At 65.7% G+C, this 15,137-nt stretch carries 17 protein-coding genes and 1 pseudogene; 3 read left to right on the plus strand and 15 right to left on the minus strand.

Going from position 1 to position 15,137, the window contains the following annotated elements; genetic code table 11:
• Window positions 1-15: 15 nt before the first annotated feature.
• On the plus strand, window positions 16-738 hold the full coding sequence (locus L2D01_13400) for a hypothetical protein (GenBank protein WBQ11663.1): 723 nt from the start codon (window positions 16-18) through the stop codon (window positions 736-738).
• Between the two features lie 15 nt (window positions 739-753).
• Here L2D01_13400 and L2D01_13405 read toward each other — a convergent pair.
• The 11 genes and pseudogenes from L2D01_13405 to L2D01_13455 form a co-directional block, all read right to left on the minus strand.
• A pseudogene (locus tag L2D01_13405) lies at window positions 754-882 on the minus strand (IS481 family transposase).
• 68 nt (window positions 883-950) lie between these two features.
• Window positions 951-1,217 carry a hypothetical protein gene (locus L2D01_13410; protein ID WBQ09869.1) on the minus strand — a complete coding sequence of 89 codons (267 nt, stop codon included), beginning with the start codon at window positions 1,215-1,217 and terminating at the stop codon, window positions 951-953.
• Window positions 1,126-1,383, minus strand: a complete 258-nt coding sequence (locus L2D01_13415; protein ID WBQ09870.1) for a hypothetical protein — start codon at window positions 1,381-1,383, stop codon at window positions 1,126-1,128. The genes L2D01_13410 and L2D01_13415 overlap by 92 nt, the downstream gene beginning before the upstream one ends.
• Entirely contained in the window at window positions 1,380-2,054 is a 675-nt protein-coding gene (locus tag L2D01_13420; GenBank protein ID WBQ09871.1) for a D-Ala-D-Ala carboxypeptidase family metallohydrolase, read from the minus strand. Before L2D01_13420 ends, L2D01_13415 begins: the two co-directional genes overlap by 4 nt.
• A gap of 71 nt (window positions 2,055-2,125) precedes the next feature.
• Window positions 2,126-2,419, minus strand: coding sequence for a DUF6127 family protein (locus L2D01_13425; GenBank protein WBQ09872.1), 294 nt, complete (start codon window positions 2,417-2,419; stop codon window positions 2,126-2,128).
• A gap of 42 nt (window positions 2,420-2,461) precedes the next feature.
• Window positions 2,462-3,271 (minus strand): hypothetical protein, encoded by an 810-nt coding sequence (locus tag L2D01_13430; GenBank protein ID WBQ09873.1) that lies wholly within the window; start codon window positions 3,269-3,271, stop codon window positions 2,462-2,464.
• The gene (locus L2D01_13435) at window positions 3,268-3,990 is read right to left on the minus strand and encodes a hypothetical protein (protein WBQ09874.1); all 723 of its coding nucleotides are present in this window, start codon (window positions 3,988-3,990) and stop codon (window positions 3,268-3,270) included. Before L2D01_13435 ends, L2D01_13430 begins: the two co-directional genes overlap by 4 nt.
• 13 nt (window positions 3,991-4,003) lie before the next feature.
• Complete coding sequence (locus tag L2D01_13440; protein WBQ09875.1) at window positions 4,004-7,507, minus strand: phage tail protein; 3,504 nt, start codon at window positions 7,505-7,507, stop codon at window positions 4,004-4,006.
• Window positions 7,508-7,664: 157 nt separating this feature from the next.
• The gene (locus L2D01_13445; GenBank protein ID WBQ09876.1) at window positions 7,665-9,200 is read right to left on the minus strand and encodes a hypothetical protein; all 1,536 of its coding nucleotides are present in this window, start codon (window positions 9,198-9,200) and stop codon (window positions 7,665-7,667) included.
• Window positions 9,201-9,330: 130 nt separating this feature from the next.
• Window positions 9,331-9,768 (minus strand): NlpC/P60 family protein, encoded by a 438-nt coding sequence (locus L2D01_13450; protein WBQ09877.1) that lies wholly within the window; start codon window positions 9,766-9,768, stop codon window positions 9,331-9,333.
• Window positions 9,758-10,621 carry a DUF2163 domain-containing protein gene (locus L2D01_13455; protein ID WBQ09878.1) on the minus strand — a complete coding sequence of 288 codons (864 nt, stop codon included), beginning with the start codon at window positions 10,619-10,621 and terminating at the stop codon, window positions 9,758-9,760. The genes L2D01_13450 and L2D01_13455 overlap by 11 nt, the downstream gene beginning before the upstream one ends.
• Before the next feature lie 81 nt (window positions 10,622-10,702).
• Here L2D01_13455 and L2D01_13460 point away from each other — a divergent pair, with 81 nt between their 5' ends.
• Window positions 10,703-10,951 carry a plasmid stabilization protein gene (locus L2D01_13460; GenBank protein ID WBQ09879.1) on the plus strand — a complete coding sequence of 83 codons (249 nt, stop codon included), beginning with the start codon at window positions 10,703-10,705 and terminating at the stop codon, window positions 10,949-10,951.
• Window positions 10,948-11,367 (plus strand): type II toxin-antitoxin system VapC family toxin, encoded by a 420-nt coding sequence (locus L2D01_13465; GenBank protein ID WBQ09880.1) that lies wholly within the window; start codon window positions 10,948-10,950, stop codon window positions 11,365-11,367. The genes L2D01_13460 and L2D01_13465 overlap by 4 nt, the downstream gene beginning before the upstream one ends.
• On the opposite strand, the gene L2D01_13470 is transcribed toward L2D01_13465, so the two are convergent.
• From L2D01_13470 to L2D01_13485, 4 genes are read right to left on the minus strand one after another with little or no spacing between them, the layout of a single operon-like run.
• Window positions 11,364-11,966 (minus strand): DUF2460 domain-containing protein, encoded by a 603-nt coding sequence (locus tag L2D01_13470; protein WBQ09881.1) that lies wholly within the window; start codon window positions 11,964-11,966, stop codon window positions 11,364-11,366. The genes L2D01_13465 and L2D01_13470 overlap by 4 nt on opposite strands.
• Before the next feature lie 12 nt (window positions 11,967-11,978).
• On the minus strand, window positions 11,979-14,474 hold the full coding sequence (locus L2D01_13475) for a hypothetical protein (GenBank protein ID WBQ09882.1): 2,496 nt from the start codon (window positions 14,472-14,474) through the stop codon (window positions 11,979-11,981).
• Window positions 14,467-14,652: a hypothetical protein gene (locus L2D01_13480; protein WBQ09883.1), complete on the minus strand. Its 186-nt coding sequence runs from the start codon at window positions 14,650-14,652 to the stop codon at window positions 14,467-14,469. Before L2D01_13480 ends, L2D01_13475 begins: the two co-directional genes overlap by 8 nt.
• 44 nt (window positions 14,653-14,696) lie before the next feature.
• Window positions 14,697-15,134, minus strand: coding sequence for a hypothetical protein (locus L2D01_13485; GenBank protein WBQ09884.1), 438 nt, complete (start codon window positions 15,132-15,134; stop codon window positions 14,697-14,699).
• Window positions 15,135-15,137: the final 3 nt, after the last annotated feature.

Raw genomic sequence — 15,137 nt, forward strand, 5'->3', positions numbered from 1 at the left:
GCAATGAGGGCAGTCATGAAATTCTCGGCTACGGTTTTGGCGAGCGTCAGCGCTCTCATGCTCAGCGCCTGTGCAGGCCAGCTGGCCCCGCGCCTTTCCGGGCCGAGCGCACCGGTTGAAATCGCGCCCGGTCACAGCGTGCTTTTCACAGACAGCGGCCATCGCGGGCTTCATGTGTTTCGAGGCGCGCCAGATCCAACGAGCTACCGGGTGTGCATTGAACCCTCGCCCGACACCGCTGCGGGGATGACCGAAAACTTTGTCGTTGGCGGCTTCGACACCACCACTCGCCGTGATCGCGGTCAGTATGGCGGTGTGGAGATTGGTGGAGGAGGCCAAGCTATGTCACTAACCAGCGGCCGCACTCAAACTACCATCACTCGCGATCTTGCTGTGGAACTCTTTCGCGACACGCTGGCTCAGGCCTGCATCGCCCATGCTCAAGGCGTTATCAGCGCATCAGAATATGCGAGCTTTCTCAGAGCGGCGACAGGCGGCGCGCTCTCGATGGTGGCGATGGGGGAAATCGCCAGCAGAGCCGGCTCCACCCAGCACGACGAAGCCATCGCCGAGAAAGTCAGCAACCTGGCGCAGATGGCCCTGTTCGGGCTGCTCATCACCGATGATGGCCAGCAGGAAAACGTGAGCAGCCTGATCTCCAGGATAGCCGATCTCAAGGCAGAGGCCCTTGAGGTCCAGATCGAATTGATGCGCGGCAGGGCTGGAGAGGATCGTTGACTGGCATCTGTTCAGTCCCGGCATGTGGTGGGTTGGATCATGGATGAAGCGGTTTGGCTCATCGGTCCAGCATTTGACGATGTGTTCGTACGGCGTGAGGCCGCGAAGCGCTTTCAGTCGTTTGGCGTAGTTGTAGGCCATGACCGCTGGCGCCAGATTGCCCCGGCTTTGTACAGGCCGTTGATCGTCTCGGGCGGGGTAGTATCTCTCTGTTATCGAAGAAGCTTGCCGCCACACGCCCGCGCCTGCTCCCGCATGACGGCGTAGTCGGCGAGCATCTCGGCGATCGCCGAGCCTTGCGGCAACGAAACGAGCTCGTCGGCCGCGCGCGCCTGGAACGCGCGGCTGTACTCCACCACCGGCGGACAGACGGTGACGACGCGCGGCTCAGAACTCGCCGTCGCGCAGGCGCTCAGCAAGCTCGTCGCGATCGCGAGGACGGCGAGTCGCGGCATCCAGCATCTGGCGTTGGACATCATGGGTTTTCTCCATAGTTTCGAGGCGTTCGGCGATGCGGCCAGCGCGCTCGCCGGAGCGCCGCAGTGCGAGCAGGAACAGAAGGATGGTGAGCGCGAGTGCGCCGTAACGCAGGGCCCCCTGGCCCCAAGAGCTCGCGGCGATCGCGTTGAACAGCGCAGAGATCATCGCTGCCCCCGCTTCCAGTCATCAAGGCGGGCGTAGATCGTGATGGCAACGCCTGCGAGCGCCACGACGATCAGCACCCAGCGCAGCGTGTCGAGATAGGGCACGAGCGGCAGGATGGCGGCCTCGGTCTCGGCCAGAACGGTTTGTGCGACCTCCACGCCCGCTGCCCCCAGCGTCGCCACACCGGCCGCCCCGCTACCTTTCATGGTGCGGCTGTCAGCCAGGGTCTCTCGCGCGGGCGGCGTATCCGCGGCGAATGGCGTCGGCCGCACCTCGAACCGCTCGCCCCACGTGCGCGCTGGTCCCAGATCGATGTGCATGAACCCCGAGCGCGGATAGAACCCGAACCCGGCGAAACCGGCCTCCCGCGCCGCCGCCTCGAACTCTGACGGATCATGGTTGGCCATGGCGATATCGAACGCGGCGCCGTCCATGTGCTTTGAGCGGGGCGAGCCGCCGATGGCGCGGTTGTGGGCCGCACTGCGATAGGCCGAGCGGATGATGAGCGGCTTGCCCAGCTGGTCGCGCAGCGCCTGGAGCCTGTCGAGCGCATCTTCATGGATGCGCAACGCGCCCGTGCCGCGGCAGGCGATCTCGGCGGGGCTGAAGTTCGGCCAGCGCCAGAGGCTGGCTGGCACGTCGCGCCAGTGTGCAAAGCAGGTCGTGGTCATGGATGATCTCCGGATATGAAAAAGCCCGCCGTGAGGGCGGGCTGATGGGCGATGGCGTGGGCGTCAGCGGTTCAGGAGCCGTTGCCGAACAGACCGAGCCTGATGGCGATACCAGTCATCAGGGCGAGCAGCATGGCGGTGGTGATGATGCGCACGCTGGTCTGGACCGCGGTGCGGCTGGCCATCCGGAGCCCTGCGAGCAGTGAGCGCAGATGGCGTATGTCCTCGGCAGCGTCCTGGCCGTCGAGACCGGCCTCACGCAGCGCCCGGCGCGCGCCGGTTTGCGCGGCGCGTTCGAGCAGGCGTTCAAGATCGCCCGCCGTCATGGATTCCAGCCTTTCTGGCGGCTGCTCTGTATGGGTCATGTCATGTGCCCTGCTGTGCCGGGATGGATGGAGGCGGCAGGCTTAGGCGATGGCGTAGCGCGCGATGAGCCAGTCCTCGATGGCGAAGGTCGCCGCGTCATCAAGCGTGCCTACATAGAAAAGGAACTCGTAGAGCCGCCCGTGGAAGAGGCCGCCGGTGGACAAGCCGGTCGAGCGCAGGAACTGGGTGGAGGCGATGGCGGTGCTGACGATGTTGGAAGTCTGGGAGGCCGCCTCCCAGAGCCCTGCCCGGTTCTGGCGCACCCAGAAACGCACATGGCCAGAGGATGTGGTTCCATCCGCATTGCGTCCCGCAGCCGCCATGATGAGCTGGGGACTGGCCACATTGCCGACGCGGATCTGGGACTTGATCCAGTGGATCTGGCCGCCTTCGGGATCGCGGAAGTGAAAGCCCATCTTGCCGCCGTTGGTGGCGGGCGAGCCGAGGATCGCCGGGAACTGATCGAGCTCCCCCACGGCGTCCGTCACCACAAAGACCGTGAACGGATTGAAGCTGGAGAACCCGGAGGGCTGGGCGAACGCCAGATCCTCAAAATACTGCTCGAGGGCGCGGTCACACGCGATGTAGGGCCGTCCATTGAGCCCGCCCGTGCGATAGACGGGCCGGCGCGCCGGCGTGGTCTGGACTGCGTCCTCGGCTGAACCAAGATTTAGCCAGCGGGCAACCGGGTCGCCATCGCTGGCGGGCGAGCCCTCATCATCGCTCGCGGCGCCTTCACTGGCGCTGAACCGGTAGAGGAGGTTCGTGGTCCAGACGAAGGGCGGTTCGGGCGGGAGCGGCGGGGCCGCCATCGCCCCGGACGAGAACAGCGATGTGAACAGGAGCGTCATGGGATGCGCCTCGCTGCGATGGTCAGGGATATCCCTGCGATCGACCCATCCGCGGCGGCGGGCGCCAGGAAGCGGATGATGTCGCCGGGTGCGATCGTGACGGGCGCGCCGCCGGCGGTGGAGAGATCCACGCTGGCGTCCGGGTTGATCGTCACGGAGCCGACGGCGGTTCCATTGCGGGTCACGGTAATCTCGAACGCGTCATCGGGCGGCATGTCTACATGGGCGAGCGAGCCTGCCAGCAAGGCCGGGATGACAAGCGCGCGGGTCATGACCACCTTGCCCAGCACAGCGCCCGCCGCAGGTGTCTCATTGGCCACCATCCCGAAATCATAGACCGGCGCCCCGGAGCCAGCGCGGAACAGGCCGTTGGCTGAGCCATCACAGATCAGCACGGCGCTTTCGCCCGGAACCAGCAGGACGCTTGCTGTCCCGCGCTGCACAGTGAGCGCATGCACCGCGTCCGTGTTCAGAACCGCGAACACCCGGCGCAGCGCAGGCACGGTGATCGTGGCTGGCCCTGACAGCGCCCCGTCTGGGCGCAGCGCCATGGCAGAGCGAAACTGCGCGGCGGTGAGCGTCAGCGCGCCGGTCGACAGATCGAGCGCCAGCGTGTCAGTCAGGGCGCGATCAAGAGCGTCGATGGCGTCATTGATCGTGACCTCCTTCTGGTTCTGGGCGGCCGCCACATGGGTCACGGCGAGGTTCGGGCTCGGCATCAGGAGATCTCCGCTATTCAATGTCCAATGTGACGGCGCGCGCGAAACTACGCCCCGCAACGGCGCTCAGCTGGTAAACGGCGACAGACAGAACGGCTGGCGCCGCGCCGAAATCGGCCAGGATGTCGGCATGGGCATAGACAACGCTCGGGCTCGAAGCCGTCAGCGTGCGTTTCACCGCGCCGCCGGGAGCATCCAGGATATCGACCTCATAGGCCTCGCTCGCCTCGCCGAGCGGGACGAGCCCGGTCCCGTCCTTCAGCTCGCCGCCAATGCGCGTGCGACGGATCCAGCTGAGCGTGATGTCTGCCGGGCTGCCGCTCTTCACCGCGCGCACGTCCCACGGTGCATAGGGCTTGAGGTCTCGGCCCGTCTGGCTCTGGACCAGCGTCTCGGCGTCCTCGAACAGCGTGCCGAACCCCACCGCGCGCCAGGACCGCACAAGGCCCAGATCGCCAAGTGCGGCAACCAGCGTCTCGATATCGTCGGGGTCGAGCAGGACAAAGAGCTCCCCGGCCGCATGGCCCTCAACAAACACGTCGGTGCCGCGCCGCCCGCGCAGGAGGCCGGTGAGCGTGTAGGACCCATCCGGGTTCAGGGTGACATCGCGGAACTGGATGATTTCCGGCCCGCCATTGGCTTTGAGCAACAGGGCGCCATTGGCGCCATTGACCAGAGCCTCCTGCGTGACGCTTTCGAGCCGCTCGCCGCCTGTGGTCATGAACACCTGCAGGGCGTTGTCTTCATCGGTGCAGAACGCCGATCGCGGACTGCCGAGGGCATTGGCCGCAGCGCCCCAGGCCGCCTCGCTCAACGCCCGCCCGGCCTGCGCCCATGCGGAACCGTCCGCGCTGGCATAGAGCGCAGCGCCGGGCCAGCCCGGACCGCCGAACCCGCCCATCAGATAATAGACCCGCGAGCCGGCCCCGCCGGCGTCATCCACATCACGCAGGAGCGGCAGATCAGGCAGGATAAGGCGCGTGGCGGCGTCAGCGCCGATCGTCTGGACAGGGGCGCCCGAGCCGCCATCGGCGATGACCGAGGACACATAGCTGGCGGCGTCCTGCGAGACGCCCTTCATCGCCAGAGTAAAATCTGCGCCCACATCGATCCGCGCAATCCGTATACGGAAGATGGAGCCCGAAGCGAGCACCACATCCACGACGTCAGTGGGATCAAGCCGCAGCCAGTCGGGCGCCAGCTCAGCCTCGCAGGCGCTGCGTTCGACCCATGCGCTGAAGAGCGTCCTGGCGGCGATACGCTTGGCGGTCGTGGCGTCGATCGCGAGCGCCAGCTCGAGGCTTGTCTGGTTGCGCGAGTGCATGGCGGCCAGCGGCAGGGAGGCGCGCTTCTCGCTCTGCACGCCCTGAGCATAGTCGCGATCGCGGTCCATATAGGCGACCGACACGCGCTCTGGCAGCTCGACCTCCTGGGTGCGCCGCTCGCGCCAGCTCTCCCCCGTGCGGGTATCGAGCGCCAGGAGGTGGTGAGCCTCGATCGCGGCGACCGGCGCGCGCCCCCGGGTGCGAAAGCGCAGCGTGTCATCGCTCTCGGCAGCGTCGAAGAAGAAGGCCTGCGCCAGCGGCTCTATGGCACCGCGCACGCTGGTCTGGCGCGCGATCACATAACCGGGCACGGACATGGTGAGCTCGCCCACATCGATGTCAGCCAGCCCCAGCCCTGCGCGCGCGCACAGATCGGCGACGATGGAGGAGAGCGCCTCTCCCTCTCCGCCGCCGCGATTGAGGAAGAGGCGCGCCCAGCCATTGCTGGCGCGCACCAGAAGCGTGTCGGTGACCGCGTCATAGACCTGCGCGCCGAGCTCGCTGACCTGCGACGGCCAGATCTCGTCGAGCACGAGTTCGCCTGTGGCCGTGTCGAGCTGGGTGACGCGCGCCGAGCGCATCAGCGTCCAGCGCTGGCCCCGCAGGCGGGCCTGAGCGAAAAACGAGCCGTCCTGATTGATCTCGACGGGGACAGCGGTCTTCCAGACGATCCCCGCATCGGCGCGCCACTTGACCACGTAGATCGTCCCGGCAGAACCGGCGTTCGACATGCGGACCTGGAAGATGACGCTGTCGTCGGTGGCGTCATAGCTCAGCGCGCCGGCGCTCGTAAAAAACCCCGTCGCGCCTGGCTCGATATCACTGGCGCTGAAGTTGGCCATTTTCTCGAAGGTCACGCCGAGTGTCTGGCCGGTCAGAGCGTCATGGCGCGCCAGCGCCGAGACCTGCAGGCGGTAAAGGCCGATGCTCTCATGATCGCCGCTGGTGGCGCTGGCGAGGATCCAGCCCTGGCCGAAACCTTGCGCGACCAGACCGCCCACCACGCCGCACACACGCGGCTCATCCACGCTCTCCCCTGCGCCCCAGACATAGCTCATCGTGTCGGCGCGCAGGAGGCCCACATCATCAAAGAGCCCGCCCGTCAGAAGGAAGTCGGACCGCCCTGACGCGCCATAGGCCGAGATCATCGCCATCCACCGCACCGCCGCAAAGCTGGTGGTGGTGTTGGAGAGCCCGGTTCCCCCGGAGCCAAACCGGGCCACCTCCTTTAGCGCATTGGGCTCGATGCGAAGGATCGGCCGGGTATTGCCCGAGCCGACGGTCAGATAGAGATGGCCATCCTCGCCGCAGAACAGTGTGGAGGGCGAACCGGCAGGCTCGGTGCTGGCGATATCGGCCATGCGTGCCTGGCGGTCCTCGGCCATAGTGCGCAGACTGAACCGGCGCACGCCCGCCTCCAGCGGGTCCAGGCTGGTGGTCAGGAAATAGCCATGCCCGCGCCGCCAGTCGACAGCGAGCTCGCCGGTCTGGTAACCGTCAAGGACGCCGCCTTCACCGCCCGTGATGAAGTCGATCAGCTGCCAGGGCTTCTGGTCTGCGCGCCTGTACGTGATCTCGGCGGTGATGTTGGGGATGCGGTTGCCGAAATCGGCCAGCGCCAGATCCTCGAACACGATGACGCACAGCCCGCGATGGGCGGGCGCGCGGCCCTGACCCACATGGGCCTCGATCAGGGGATCGGGCAGCTGGGTCTCGCCGCCGCCATGGAAACGAAAGCGCAGGCTCGCTCTGGCGACATCCGGGCCTGATCCCGTCTTGTCGTAGATCAGCTTGCCATCGGCCCAGAGGCGCAGCACGTCCGCAGCCGGGCCCTCGCCAAAGCTCAGCGCGAACGAAGCGAAATACGCGTAGCTCACGGAGGTCTGGGTCGCGGTGGCCGCGCCCTTGCCGCCAGATCGCGCGCGCGTGACGTTCTGCTGCTCACGGATCCCGGACGACCAGATCATGTTGCCGGCCATGCGCACCGTGCCGTAACCGATCGGGATCGCTGCGCCATAGGCCGAGGACGAGACCGTCAGATCGCCAAGGCGCGGGCCTTCGGTGGTGATGTTCTGGCCTCTGGCCGGAAACAGCAGGCTGCCAATGGCCGAGCCTGCAAGCCAGCCTGCCTGCCAGCCAAGACCGACAGCGGAGCCGAGCGCGGCGCCGCCTGCTGCAACGAGAATGGCCATGGATCAGCCTCGGGTGGAGCGGAACCTGAACGCGAACCTGACCCTTGCCGGCCATTCACCCGCATAGGGCTCCTCGATCACCTTGCGGCGCGTGGCATGGGCGTGGAGGAGATGGGGATGGCCGAGCCGTTCAGTGAGCTGAGAGGCCGGCTAGAGGTCAAAGACTCAACCGTCCCGGCGTGAACCCGCCGATATTGATGGAGTCGAAAAGAGCCAGGCTGTTTGACAGGAGGCCGATCTGGGCGCTCATGATGCCGGTCTGTGTCTGCATCATCGCCTGTGCAAGCTGGATGCGGACGTCTGCGGCCGCTTGGACGGCGCCCACCCGGTCAATGTCGCGATCAACCAGCCGCGCCACGCCTGCATCGATGATGTCGGTCATGCGCTGCTGCATACTCATTTTGGCCGCGATGGAGCGCGATGCGCTGCCATATTGCTGTGCGACCTGGCGGACATTGCCCAGCGACTGATCAAGGGCCGACATCTTTGAGCCCCAGTCCGCCGTGGTGATCTCGGGGCGCCAGTTATGCACGCCCCGCTTCATGGCGCTTGTCGCCTGCGCCACTTCCTGCCCAGATAGAACCCGATCCCAAAGAGCCAGATCACTATATCGGCCTTCATTGATCCTTATTTTACCAGCGCTAAGAAGCGGGCTATTATCTGTGAAGCTACCGACGAGTTTACCGTCGTGATACAGCCTTATATCGCCGACGTTATTGGCTTGATTGATGCCTTCCGTAACAGTTATATTCGACCACTCTCCAGGTTTTAAATATATTTGAGTTCCTATTGGACCAATTCCGTATCTGATGAATATTTTTCCATCACTTTTATTCATGTCGAAACGAATTCTAATACCACCACTTTCATTTACATTCACATGGTAATTAAACAATTCCAACACGCCCTGAGAACCATCAATATCATTGGTGTCGACCATAACGTTAAAGGAAATCGTCCTATCTCGAAAAAATGGTATTTCACCCACCGTTGTCACACGTGTGGACCCTTGTGTATTGATACTCTGGTCAGCGTCTGGACCGTTGGAGCCATACAGGTCTCCGCTTACGAATTCAGCGGAGAATAGCGCTGCGCCAAGCCCCCCCGTCCAGGCAAGATTGGCAAGCGATCCCTCGAACGCAAAGGCCCCGCGCAGGCTTTCAACCGCCGGCGGGACCAACATGTCCAAACTTCCGGTGACGCCGTAGGGCCCCGGGCGCAGATCTGCAGCGGCCAGATTCGTCGCGCCTGGCAGGATGACATCGCCTGACTGGCTGGCCGCTTGCGGGTTGAGGAGATTGCGCCCGCCGAATGTCGCCATTTCGGTGATCTGGTTGATGCGCGGGATGAGCGCGCCATACTCCTGTGCCAGCTTGGCGCGATGATCTTCTGGCAGGCTTGCGTCCTGCAGGCGCGCCGACAGCGCCCTCATCTCCATGAGCGTGTCCTCGATGGCCTCCACGGCGGCAAGGGTTACGTTGACGAGCCCATCGGCCCGTTCCAGCGCACGGATCTGGTTGAGATGGTTGAGGCGCTGGCTGAGCGCATTGGTCACCTGGATGGCCGAAACGGCATCCATGGACCTGGCCGGGCGCTGGCCATGGGACGTCGCGCTCGCAACCGCCGACGATTGCGAGGCTTGTGCACTCGACACGGCACCTTGAGGCGCGGCATAGGCCGACACCGATGTCATGACCGCTCCCTTCTAGAGCCATTTCACCAAGGCGCACTCATTTTAAATTGCGGTATTTACCAGCACTTTCTGAATCCAAAGTGAATCGAAATTTTCTCCACTACTGGAAATAGCGCGCGCATCCCACCCATCAATCGAATCTGAACGCGAACCTCACCCTGGCCAGCCATTCGCCGGCATAGGGCTCCTCGATCACTTTGCGGCGCGTCGCATGGGCGTGGAGGAGATGGGGATGGCCGAGCCACTCGGTCAGGAAGCCGCAATGGCAGGGATAGGCGTGATCAGCAAAGACGAGCACGTCGCCGGGCCGGGCGTCGGGGATCGCGACGGCGTCCATGTTGTCCCGGAAATGCGCTACGAACCCTTGCCCCTGCGCGCGGCGGCCATAACCGGTGGCGTCATAGTCAGAGAGATCAAGCGCATGGGCGACACACACCACCAGCCCCACGCAATCGATCCCCGCCCGTGTGCGCCCCTGATGGCGCCAGGGTACGCCCAGCCAGCCGCGCGCCTCGGCGACTATCGCCTCGGGTGTGACGGTCTTGGACGTGATGGCCTCAGCGGGCATCGGGATAGCTCATCATTGCGTCCTGCCCGGGCACGTAGGGCTCGCCGCGGAAGTTGAGGACGTTGGCGAAGCGGGTGATGCAGGTATCGAGGCGCTTGTCGCAGCCGGGGTGGATGGCGAACGCGTCGCCAGCCTCTATGGCGTACGGCATGGGCAGGAAGAGCTCGATCTCGCCGCTCGCCTGGTTCCAGGCCTTCACCTCGATGGAGCGACCGGCATTTGAGCCGGTCTGCCAGGTGAGAACCCCGCCCGCAAACCAGCCATCCACGGCGTCCGGCGCGTCCACATCAGCGGTGAACTGCGCGCGCGAGGTGACGGCGAGCACGGTTCCAGGCCGGGTCCAGGCCGGGTCGGTGATCGCCACCTTGCAGCGATGGTCGCCAAGGTCTGCGCGGCATTCGGGGCTGTAGAGCTCGCCAATGCGCTGGGAGAGCGCCTGGCTCAGCCCACGCAACTCGGTGCGGAACACGCCCTGTTCGCTCAGCACCACCTCGCCGAACCAGCCCCGGCGCATGCGAAGGGCGCCCATGGATGGATCGGCCCAGTTGATGAGGAAGATGCGCGCCTCGGCCTGATCAAACAGACCCGCGCGCAGTTCCTCCTCGGTAATTGCCTCGTCATCGAACACGCCTTCCACATCGAGATTGTCGACGCTGAGGCTTGCATCATTGGAGATGGCCGTACGCGAATAGCCAGAACTTGCCTTGTAAGTCTCACCTTCGAAGGGCAGATCGCGGTCATGGTCGGTGAAGAAGAACTCGCGGCCATCCACGCGCGTGATGCGCCAGCAGGTGGCAAGCGTGGTGACAGGCCCTGCCAGGTGGGCGGCGAGCGCAGGTGAGGTGGACTTCATGGGAGAACCCGTGCGTTTCGTGGGAGCCCTTGAAAAGCACGCTCCAGATGCGATATCATGATATCCAATATGGAGGCGCCAATGGCCCAGCTTGTGGTCCGCAATCTCGATGATGACGTGAAGGCGAAGCTTCAGCGGCGCGCGCGCCGCCATGGCCGCAGCACCGAGGAAGAGGTGCGCGACATCCTGCGCGGCGCCGTGCGCGGCGAGGACGCGCCCCTGCCCCCGCTCGGCTCGCGGCTGAGTGCGCGGTTTGCGGGGATCGGTCTTGACGAGGATATTCGCGAGCTGCGCGGTCAGCCCGCCCGGCCTGCCGAGTTCAACACTTGATCCTCATCGATACCAATGTGCTGTCCGCCCTGATGCGGCGCGAGCCGGATCAGGCGGTCTCGGCGTGGCTGGACGCCCAGCCCCCAGAATCCATCTGGACCACCGCCATCACCGTTTTCGAGATCCGCTATGGACTTGAGATCCTGCCCGAGGGGCGCCGGCGCAAGGCCCTCGAAGAGGCGTTCGCCCTGGCGCTTGGCGAGGATTTCGACGGACGGGTTCTTGCGTTCGATCAGGCCGCCGCAGATGCGGCTGCGCTCATTGCCGCTCGCCAGCGTGAGGCTGGCAGGCCTGTCGAGATCCGCGATGTCCAGATCGCGGGCATCGCCGCATCGCGCAAGGCGGCGCTCGCCACAGGCAATACCCGTCACTTTCAGGACACCGGCATCACGCTCATCGACCCGTGGGCCGCTTAGGGCCGGATCTCCAACACCTGGATCTGTCCCCAGCTGCCGAGCTGATAGGTCTCGATGGTGATATCCATCTGGTCGCTGTCGAACCGGACCGGCACATCGAACTCGAAATCCGCTGTCACCTGAACGCCCGATGCCGGTGCGGTCGTAAAGGTCACGAGTCCCGTCGACGTATTCACGCTCCAACCCGACACCACCTCGACGCCATCGCGGTAGATCTTCACCGTGCCAGGGACAGGCTTGGCGATGATGCGGGCCTCGATCTCACCGCCGCTGGCGTAGCGCTTGATGAGCTGGAAGGTCTTGGTCGCCCCATCGCCAACGCCGATGAGCTGGGCGAGCGCCTGATAATCGGTCCAGTCCCTGAACCGGAAGCCATAAGCCCGGCCCCTGCGGGCGCGGAAGAACGCGATCAGCGCCGCGACCTGTTCACGCTTCTTCAGGCCATGGGCCACGTTCCATCTGCCGCGTGCAGCGGCCCAGTTGGCGTTGCGGCGCTCGTGCCCCGACACGGTGGTCACCACCGTCGTCGAATAGCCCGGCCCGCCCGACGCCCCGTAGGAGATGTCAGGCGGGAACTGCACCTCGTGAAATCCGCTCATGGCCCATCTCCGTCAGAGATTGCGCCGCGCCCGTTCCATGGCGCGGGCGGCGTCGGCGGCGATCTGGCCTTGCGCGTAGCGGAAGCTGTTCGCGTCCGGCGTCGAGATGTTCATCACGACATTGACCGGCGATTGCCTGCCGGCGCCTGAGCCGATCGCCGCGAGTTGAGAGCGCGACAGCACCATCTCGCCGCGCTGGAGGATGGCGGGCACCTCGTCGGCACGCAGTCCCGCCATGCCGCCGCCATGCAGACGCGGCGCGCCAGCAAAGGCCAGCGCTGGCACGAGCCGCTGCGGCGCGGGCGCGCCGACGATACCGCCCGAATGGAAGATGCCCGACAGGATGCCGCTGCCTCCGCCGAACAGATTGCCAAAGATCCCGCCACTGCCACCCATGCCGCCGAGCGCGTTGGCGAGCGGCCCGAGGATCGCAGAGCGAACTGCGATCCTTGTGATGTCAGCCAGGATGCTGTCGGCGAGCGCCTTGAAGTCGAACCTGCCGCCGGTCACAAAGCTGGCAACGGCGTCCTCGGCGCGGCGGAATGCGCTCGAGAGTGCGCTGCCCAGATCCCTGCCCCAGTCCATTGCCTCACTGGCGTAACGCGACAGCTCCTCGCGCACCGCGGCCCAGCCGGTCACCGCCTGTGCAGCGGCAGTGACTGCTGCCTCACCGGCGGCCCGGCTGGCCTCAGCGGCCCGTACTGCGGAACCGGCTGCGGTTTCACCATCTCCTGCAGCGCCACCCCCGGCACCGCCGATGGCTGCGAAGGCTTCGTCGAGCCGCTCGGTTGCCTCGGCTGCGTTATCGATCTCGGTATTGGCACCTGCCATCGCCTCACGCAGCGCCGCGATGGACGCCAGCGGCGCACCAGCAAGCTCACCGAGCGCCGCTGCCGTCTCTCGCGCACGGGTGCCAGCAGCGCGCGCATCCTCGGCGAATGCCGAGAACCCGAAATCCGGCGTGGCGAAGGTGTCTGTCTCGAAAGCGGCGGCAAACGCGTCGCGCGCGGCATTGCCAGCCCGGCTCGCGGCGCCGGCAAACTCGTTCTCGATCCGGCCGAGATCAACGTCCGGCACAAGCTCGATCGCCCGCTCGACGCCGATCGCCGTCAGACCCGCATTGACGCTTTCGAGGAGGCCGTTGATACCGTCGACCGCGCCGTTCAGCATCGCCTCGAGCCCAGTGATCAGCGCATTCGCCGCCTGGATCGTCAGATCGCCGATCGCCGTGGGCAGATTGCTCCAGATGACGACCATCGCATCGAAAGCGCCCTGAAACGTCCCGATGGTGCGATTGCCGAGGGCGACGACAGCCTCGAGCGAGGCCTGCAGTGCATCAGCGATGCTTGCCTGAATGCCGCTCCAGGATGCACTGACACGCGCTTGAAGGATAGCGGCCAGAAGCCCGATCCGGTCCCAGACCTCGCGCGCCACATCGCCCAGAAGGCCGAGCGCGGCGCCGAAGCCGCCGGTCGCCTGCATGAGGCGCGAGAACTGGTAGATCAGCTCGCCTGCGGCCACCACGATCGCGCCAATGCCGGTGCGGATGAGCGCCCCGCGCAGGAACACGAGCGCCGTGGCGAGACCTCGCACCGAGGCGGCGGCCACGACCATGCCGGCCACGAAGCGGCCCGCCATGAAGGCGGCGAAAGCCGCCGCGATCGAGGCCAGACGCCCCAGATTGTCGAACAGGAGTGAGATCGCCTGCGCCAGAGGACCGGTCGTGCGCGAGACCGACGCAAGCGCGTCGGCGACCGCTTCGAGCGCCGGTGCGGCCGCGACAGCCAGCTGGTTGGACAGTCCCCGCCAGATCAGACCGAGGCGGGAGATGGCATCGTTCGTCCGCTCGATCTGATCAGCGTCCTGCTCGGACACGACCACGCCGAAGTCGCGAACGTCCTGCGTCGCGTGCCGCAGCGTGGCCGTGTCGATGCGCGAGATGGCGATGCTGCCTTCCTCGCCGAACAGCTGACCGGCGACCGCTGCACGCTCGGCGGCGGGCACAAAGTCCTCGATTGCCTGATTGATGCGGGCCACGCGCTCATCAAGCGGCAGGGCGATGAGGGCGGTGGCCGAGAGCCCCAGGCGTTCGAGCGCCGCGACGGCAGGACCGGTCCCGGCGGCTGCCTGGCTGAGGCGGCGCGTGAGGTCCTTGGTGGCCTGCTCGATGCCCGACATCGAGACGCCGGCCAGCTCGCCGGCGCGTTCGAGCACCTGAATGCTCTCCACGGTGGTGCCAAGCGACTGGGCGAGCTTGGCCTGCGCATCGACGACCTGCAGCCCTGAGCGGATCATGGCCGCTGCGCCCGCTGCAAAGGCGGCAGCCGCCGCAGCGGCGGCGATCTGGACCCGGCGATAGAAGGCAGCGACGCGCGAATTGGCCGCATCCATCTCGCGCGACAGACGGCGCATGCCCTGTTCGCCCGCATCGCCGATGCCGTGCAGTTCGGCGCGCACTTCGCGGCCGCCGACGACCGCCAGGCGCACGGACACCCTTTTCTCAGCCATCGTATTCAGCCTTTATTTGCGCATTGAGACCGCGCACCATCACCGCCTCGATATCCGGCAGGAGCTCGGCGCAGATGAGCGTGTCGAGCCCAAGCGCCCCGGCGATCGCGAGTGCCGCATTCATGTCGAGCCCCAGCACCGCACCGGGGATGACGCGGATCTGGCCGGTGAGCCGCAAGGCCAGATCCCAGACCTGCCAGCCTTCAAGCGTATGGGGGCGGTTCAGGACGGCTGGGCACTCGCCGCAGGTGGCGCGACAGGATCGGCAATACTGGTCGCCCCCGCTGAAATGCCATTCGGCAAGGGCGCGGAGCCGTTTTTTTCTTCATCCAGCATGAGCCCCTTCGAGACGTAGCGCAGCTGGAAGGCCTCGAAGAGCGGTAGGATATCAAGCAGCGCGTCGATCCCTTCCGGATTGACCGGAACGGGATTGCCGTCTGCATCGCCGACGCCCTCCCAGTCTTCGACTACGAGCCGCGCGAGCGCCTTGGCCATCGTGACCGCAATGGTCTCGTTGGAGGCTCCTTCGGGCAGGCTGGCGACGGACGCATCACTGCGCGCGGCCGCCATCAGGGATGTGGTCAGCGGCCCCACGCGCACGCGCACGCCGTGGCCGAGATCGAGCCAGACAGGCTCGCGGGAGAGATCAAGACGGATCATGGA

This window comes from Hyphomonadaceae bacterium ML37 (genome assembly GCA_027627685.1).
Lineage (GTDB): Bacteria > Pseudomonadota > Alphaproteobacteria > Caulobacterales > Maricaulaceae > Oceanicaulis.

Excerpts from the sequence above, each read along its gene's own strand:
- L2D01_13400 (WBQ11663.1), top strand. The coding sequence starts at position 16 with ATGAAATTCTCGGCTACGGTTTTGGCGAGCGTCAGCGCTCTCATGCTC.
- L2D01_13410 (WBQ09869.1), bottom strand. The coding sequence starts at position 1,217 with ATGATGTCCAACGCCAGATGCTGGATGCCGCGACTCGCCGTCCTCGCG.
- L2D01_13415 (WBQ09870.1), bottom strand. The coding sequence starts at position 1,383 with ATGATCTCTGCGCTGTTCAACGCGATCGCCGCGAGCTCTTGGGGCCAG.
- L2D01_13420 (WBQ09871.1), bottom strand. The coding sequence starts at position 2,054 with ATGACCACGACCTGCTTTGCACACTGGCGCGACGTGCCAGCCAGCCTC.
- L2D01_13425 (WBQ09872.1), bottom strand. The coding sequence starts at position 2,419 with ATGACCCATACAGAGCAGCCGCCAGAAAGGCTGGAATCCATGACGGCG.
- L2D01_13430 (WBQ09873.1), bottom strand. The coding sequence starts at position 3,271 with ATGACGCTCCTGTTCACATCGCTGTTCTCGTCCGGGGCGATGGCGGCC.
- L2D01_13435 (WBQ09874.1), bottom strand. The coding sequence starts at position 3,990 with ATGCCGAGCCCGAACCTCGCCGTGACCCATGTGGCGGCCGCCCAGAAC.
- L2D01_13440 (WBQ09875.1), bottom strand. The coding sequence starts at position 7,507 with ATGGCCATTCTCGTTGCAGCAGGCGGCGCCGCGCTCGGCTCCGCTGTC.
- L2D01_13445 (WBQ09876.1), bottom strand. The coding sequence starts at position 9,200 with ATGACATCGGTGTCGGCCTATGCCGCGCCTCAAGGTGCCGTGTCGAGT.
- L2D01_13450 (WBQ09877.1), bottom strand. The coding sequence starts at position 9,768 with ATGCCCGCTGAGGCCATCACGTCCAAGACCGTCACACCCGAGGCGATA.
- L2D01_13455 (WBQ09878.1), bottom strand. The coding sequence starts at position 10,621 with ATGAAGTCCACCTCACCTGCGCTCGCCGCCCACCTGGCAGGGCCTGTC.
- L2D01_13460 (WBQ09879.1), top strand. The coding sequence starts at position 10,703 with ATGGCCCAGCTTGTGGTCCGCAATCTCGATGATGACGTGAAGGCGAAG.
- L2D01_13470 (WBQ09881.1), bottom strand. The coding sequence starts at position 11,966 with ATGAGCGGATTTCACGAGGTGCAGTTCCCGCCTGACATCTCCTACGGG.
- L2D01_13475 (WBQ09882.1), bottom strand. The coding sequence starts at position 14,474 with ATGGCTGAGAAAAGGGTGTCCGTGCGCCTGGCGGTCGTCGGCGGCCGC.
- L2D01_13485 (WBQ09884.1), bottom strand. The coding sequence starts at position 15,134 with ATGATCCGTCTTGATCTCTCCCGCGAGCCTGTCTGGCTCGATCTCGGC.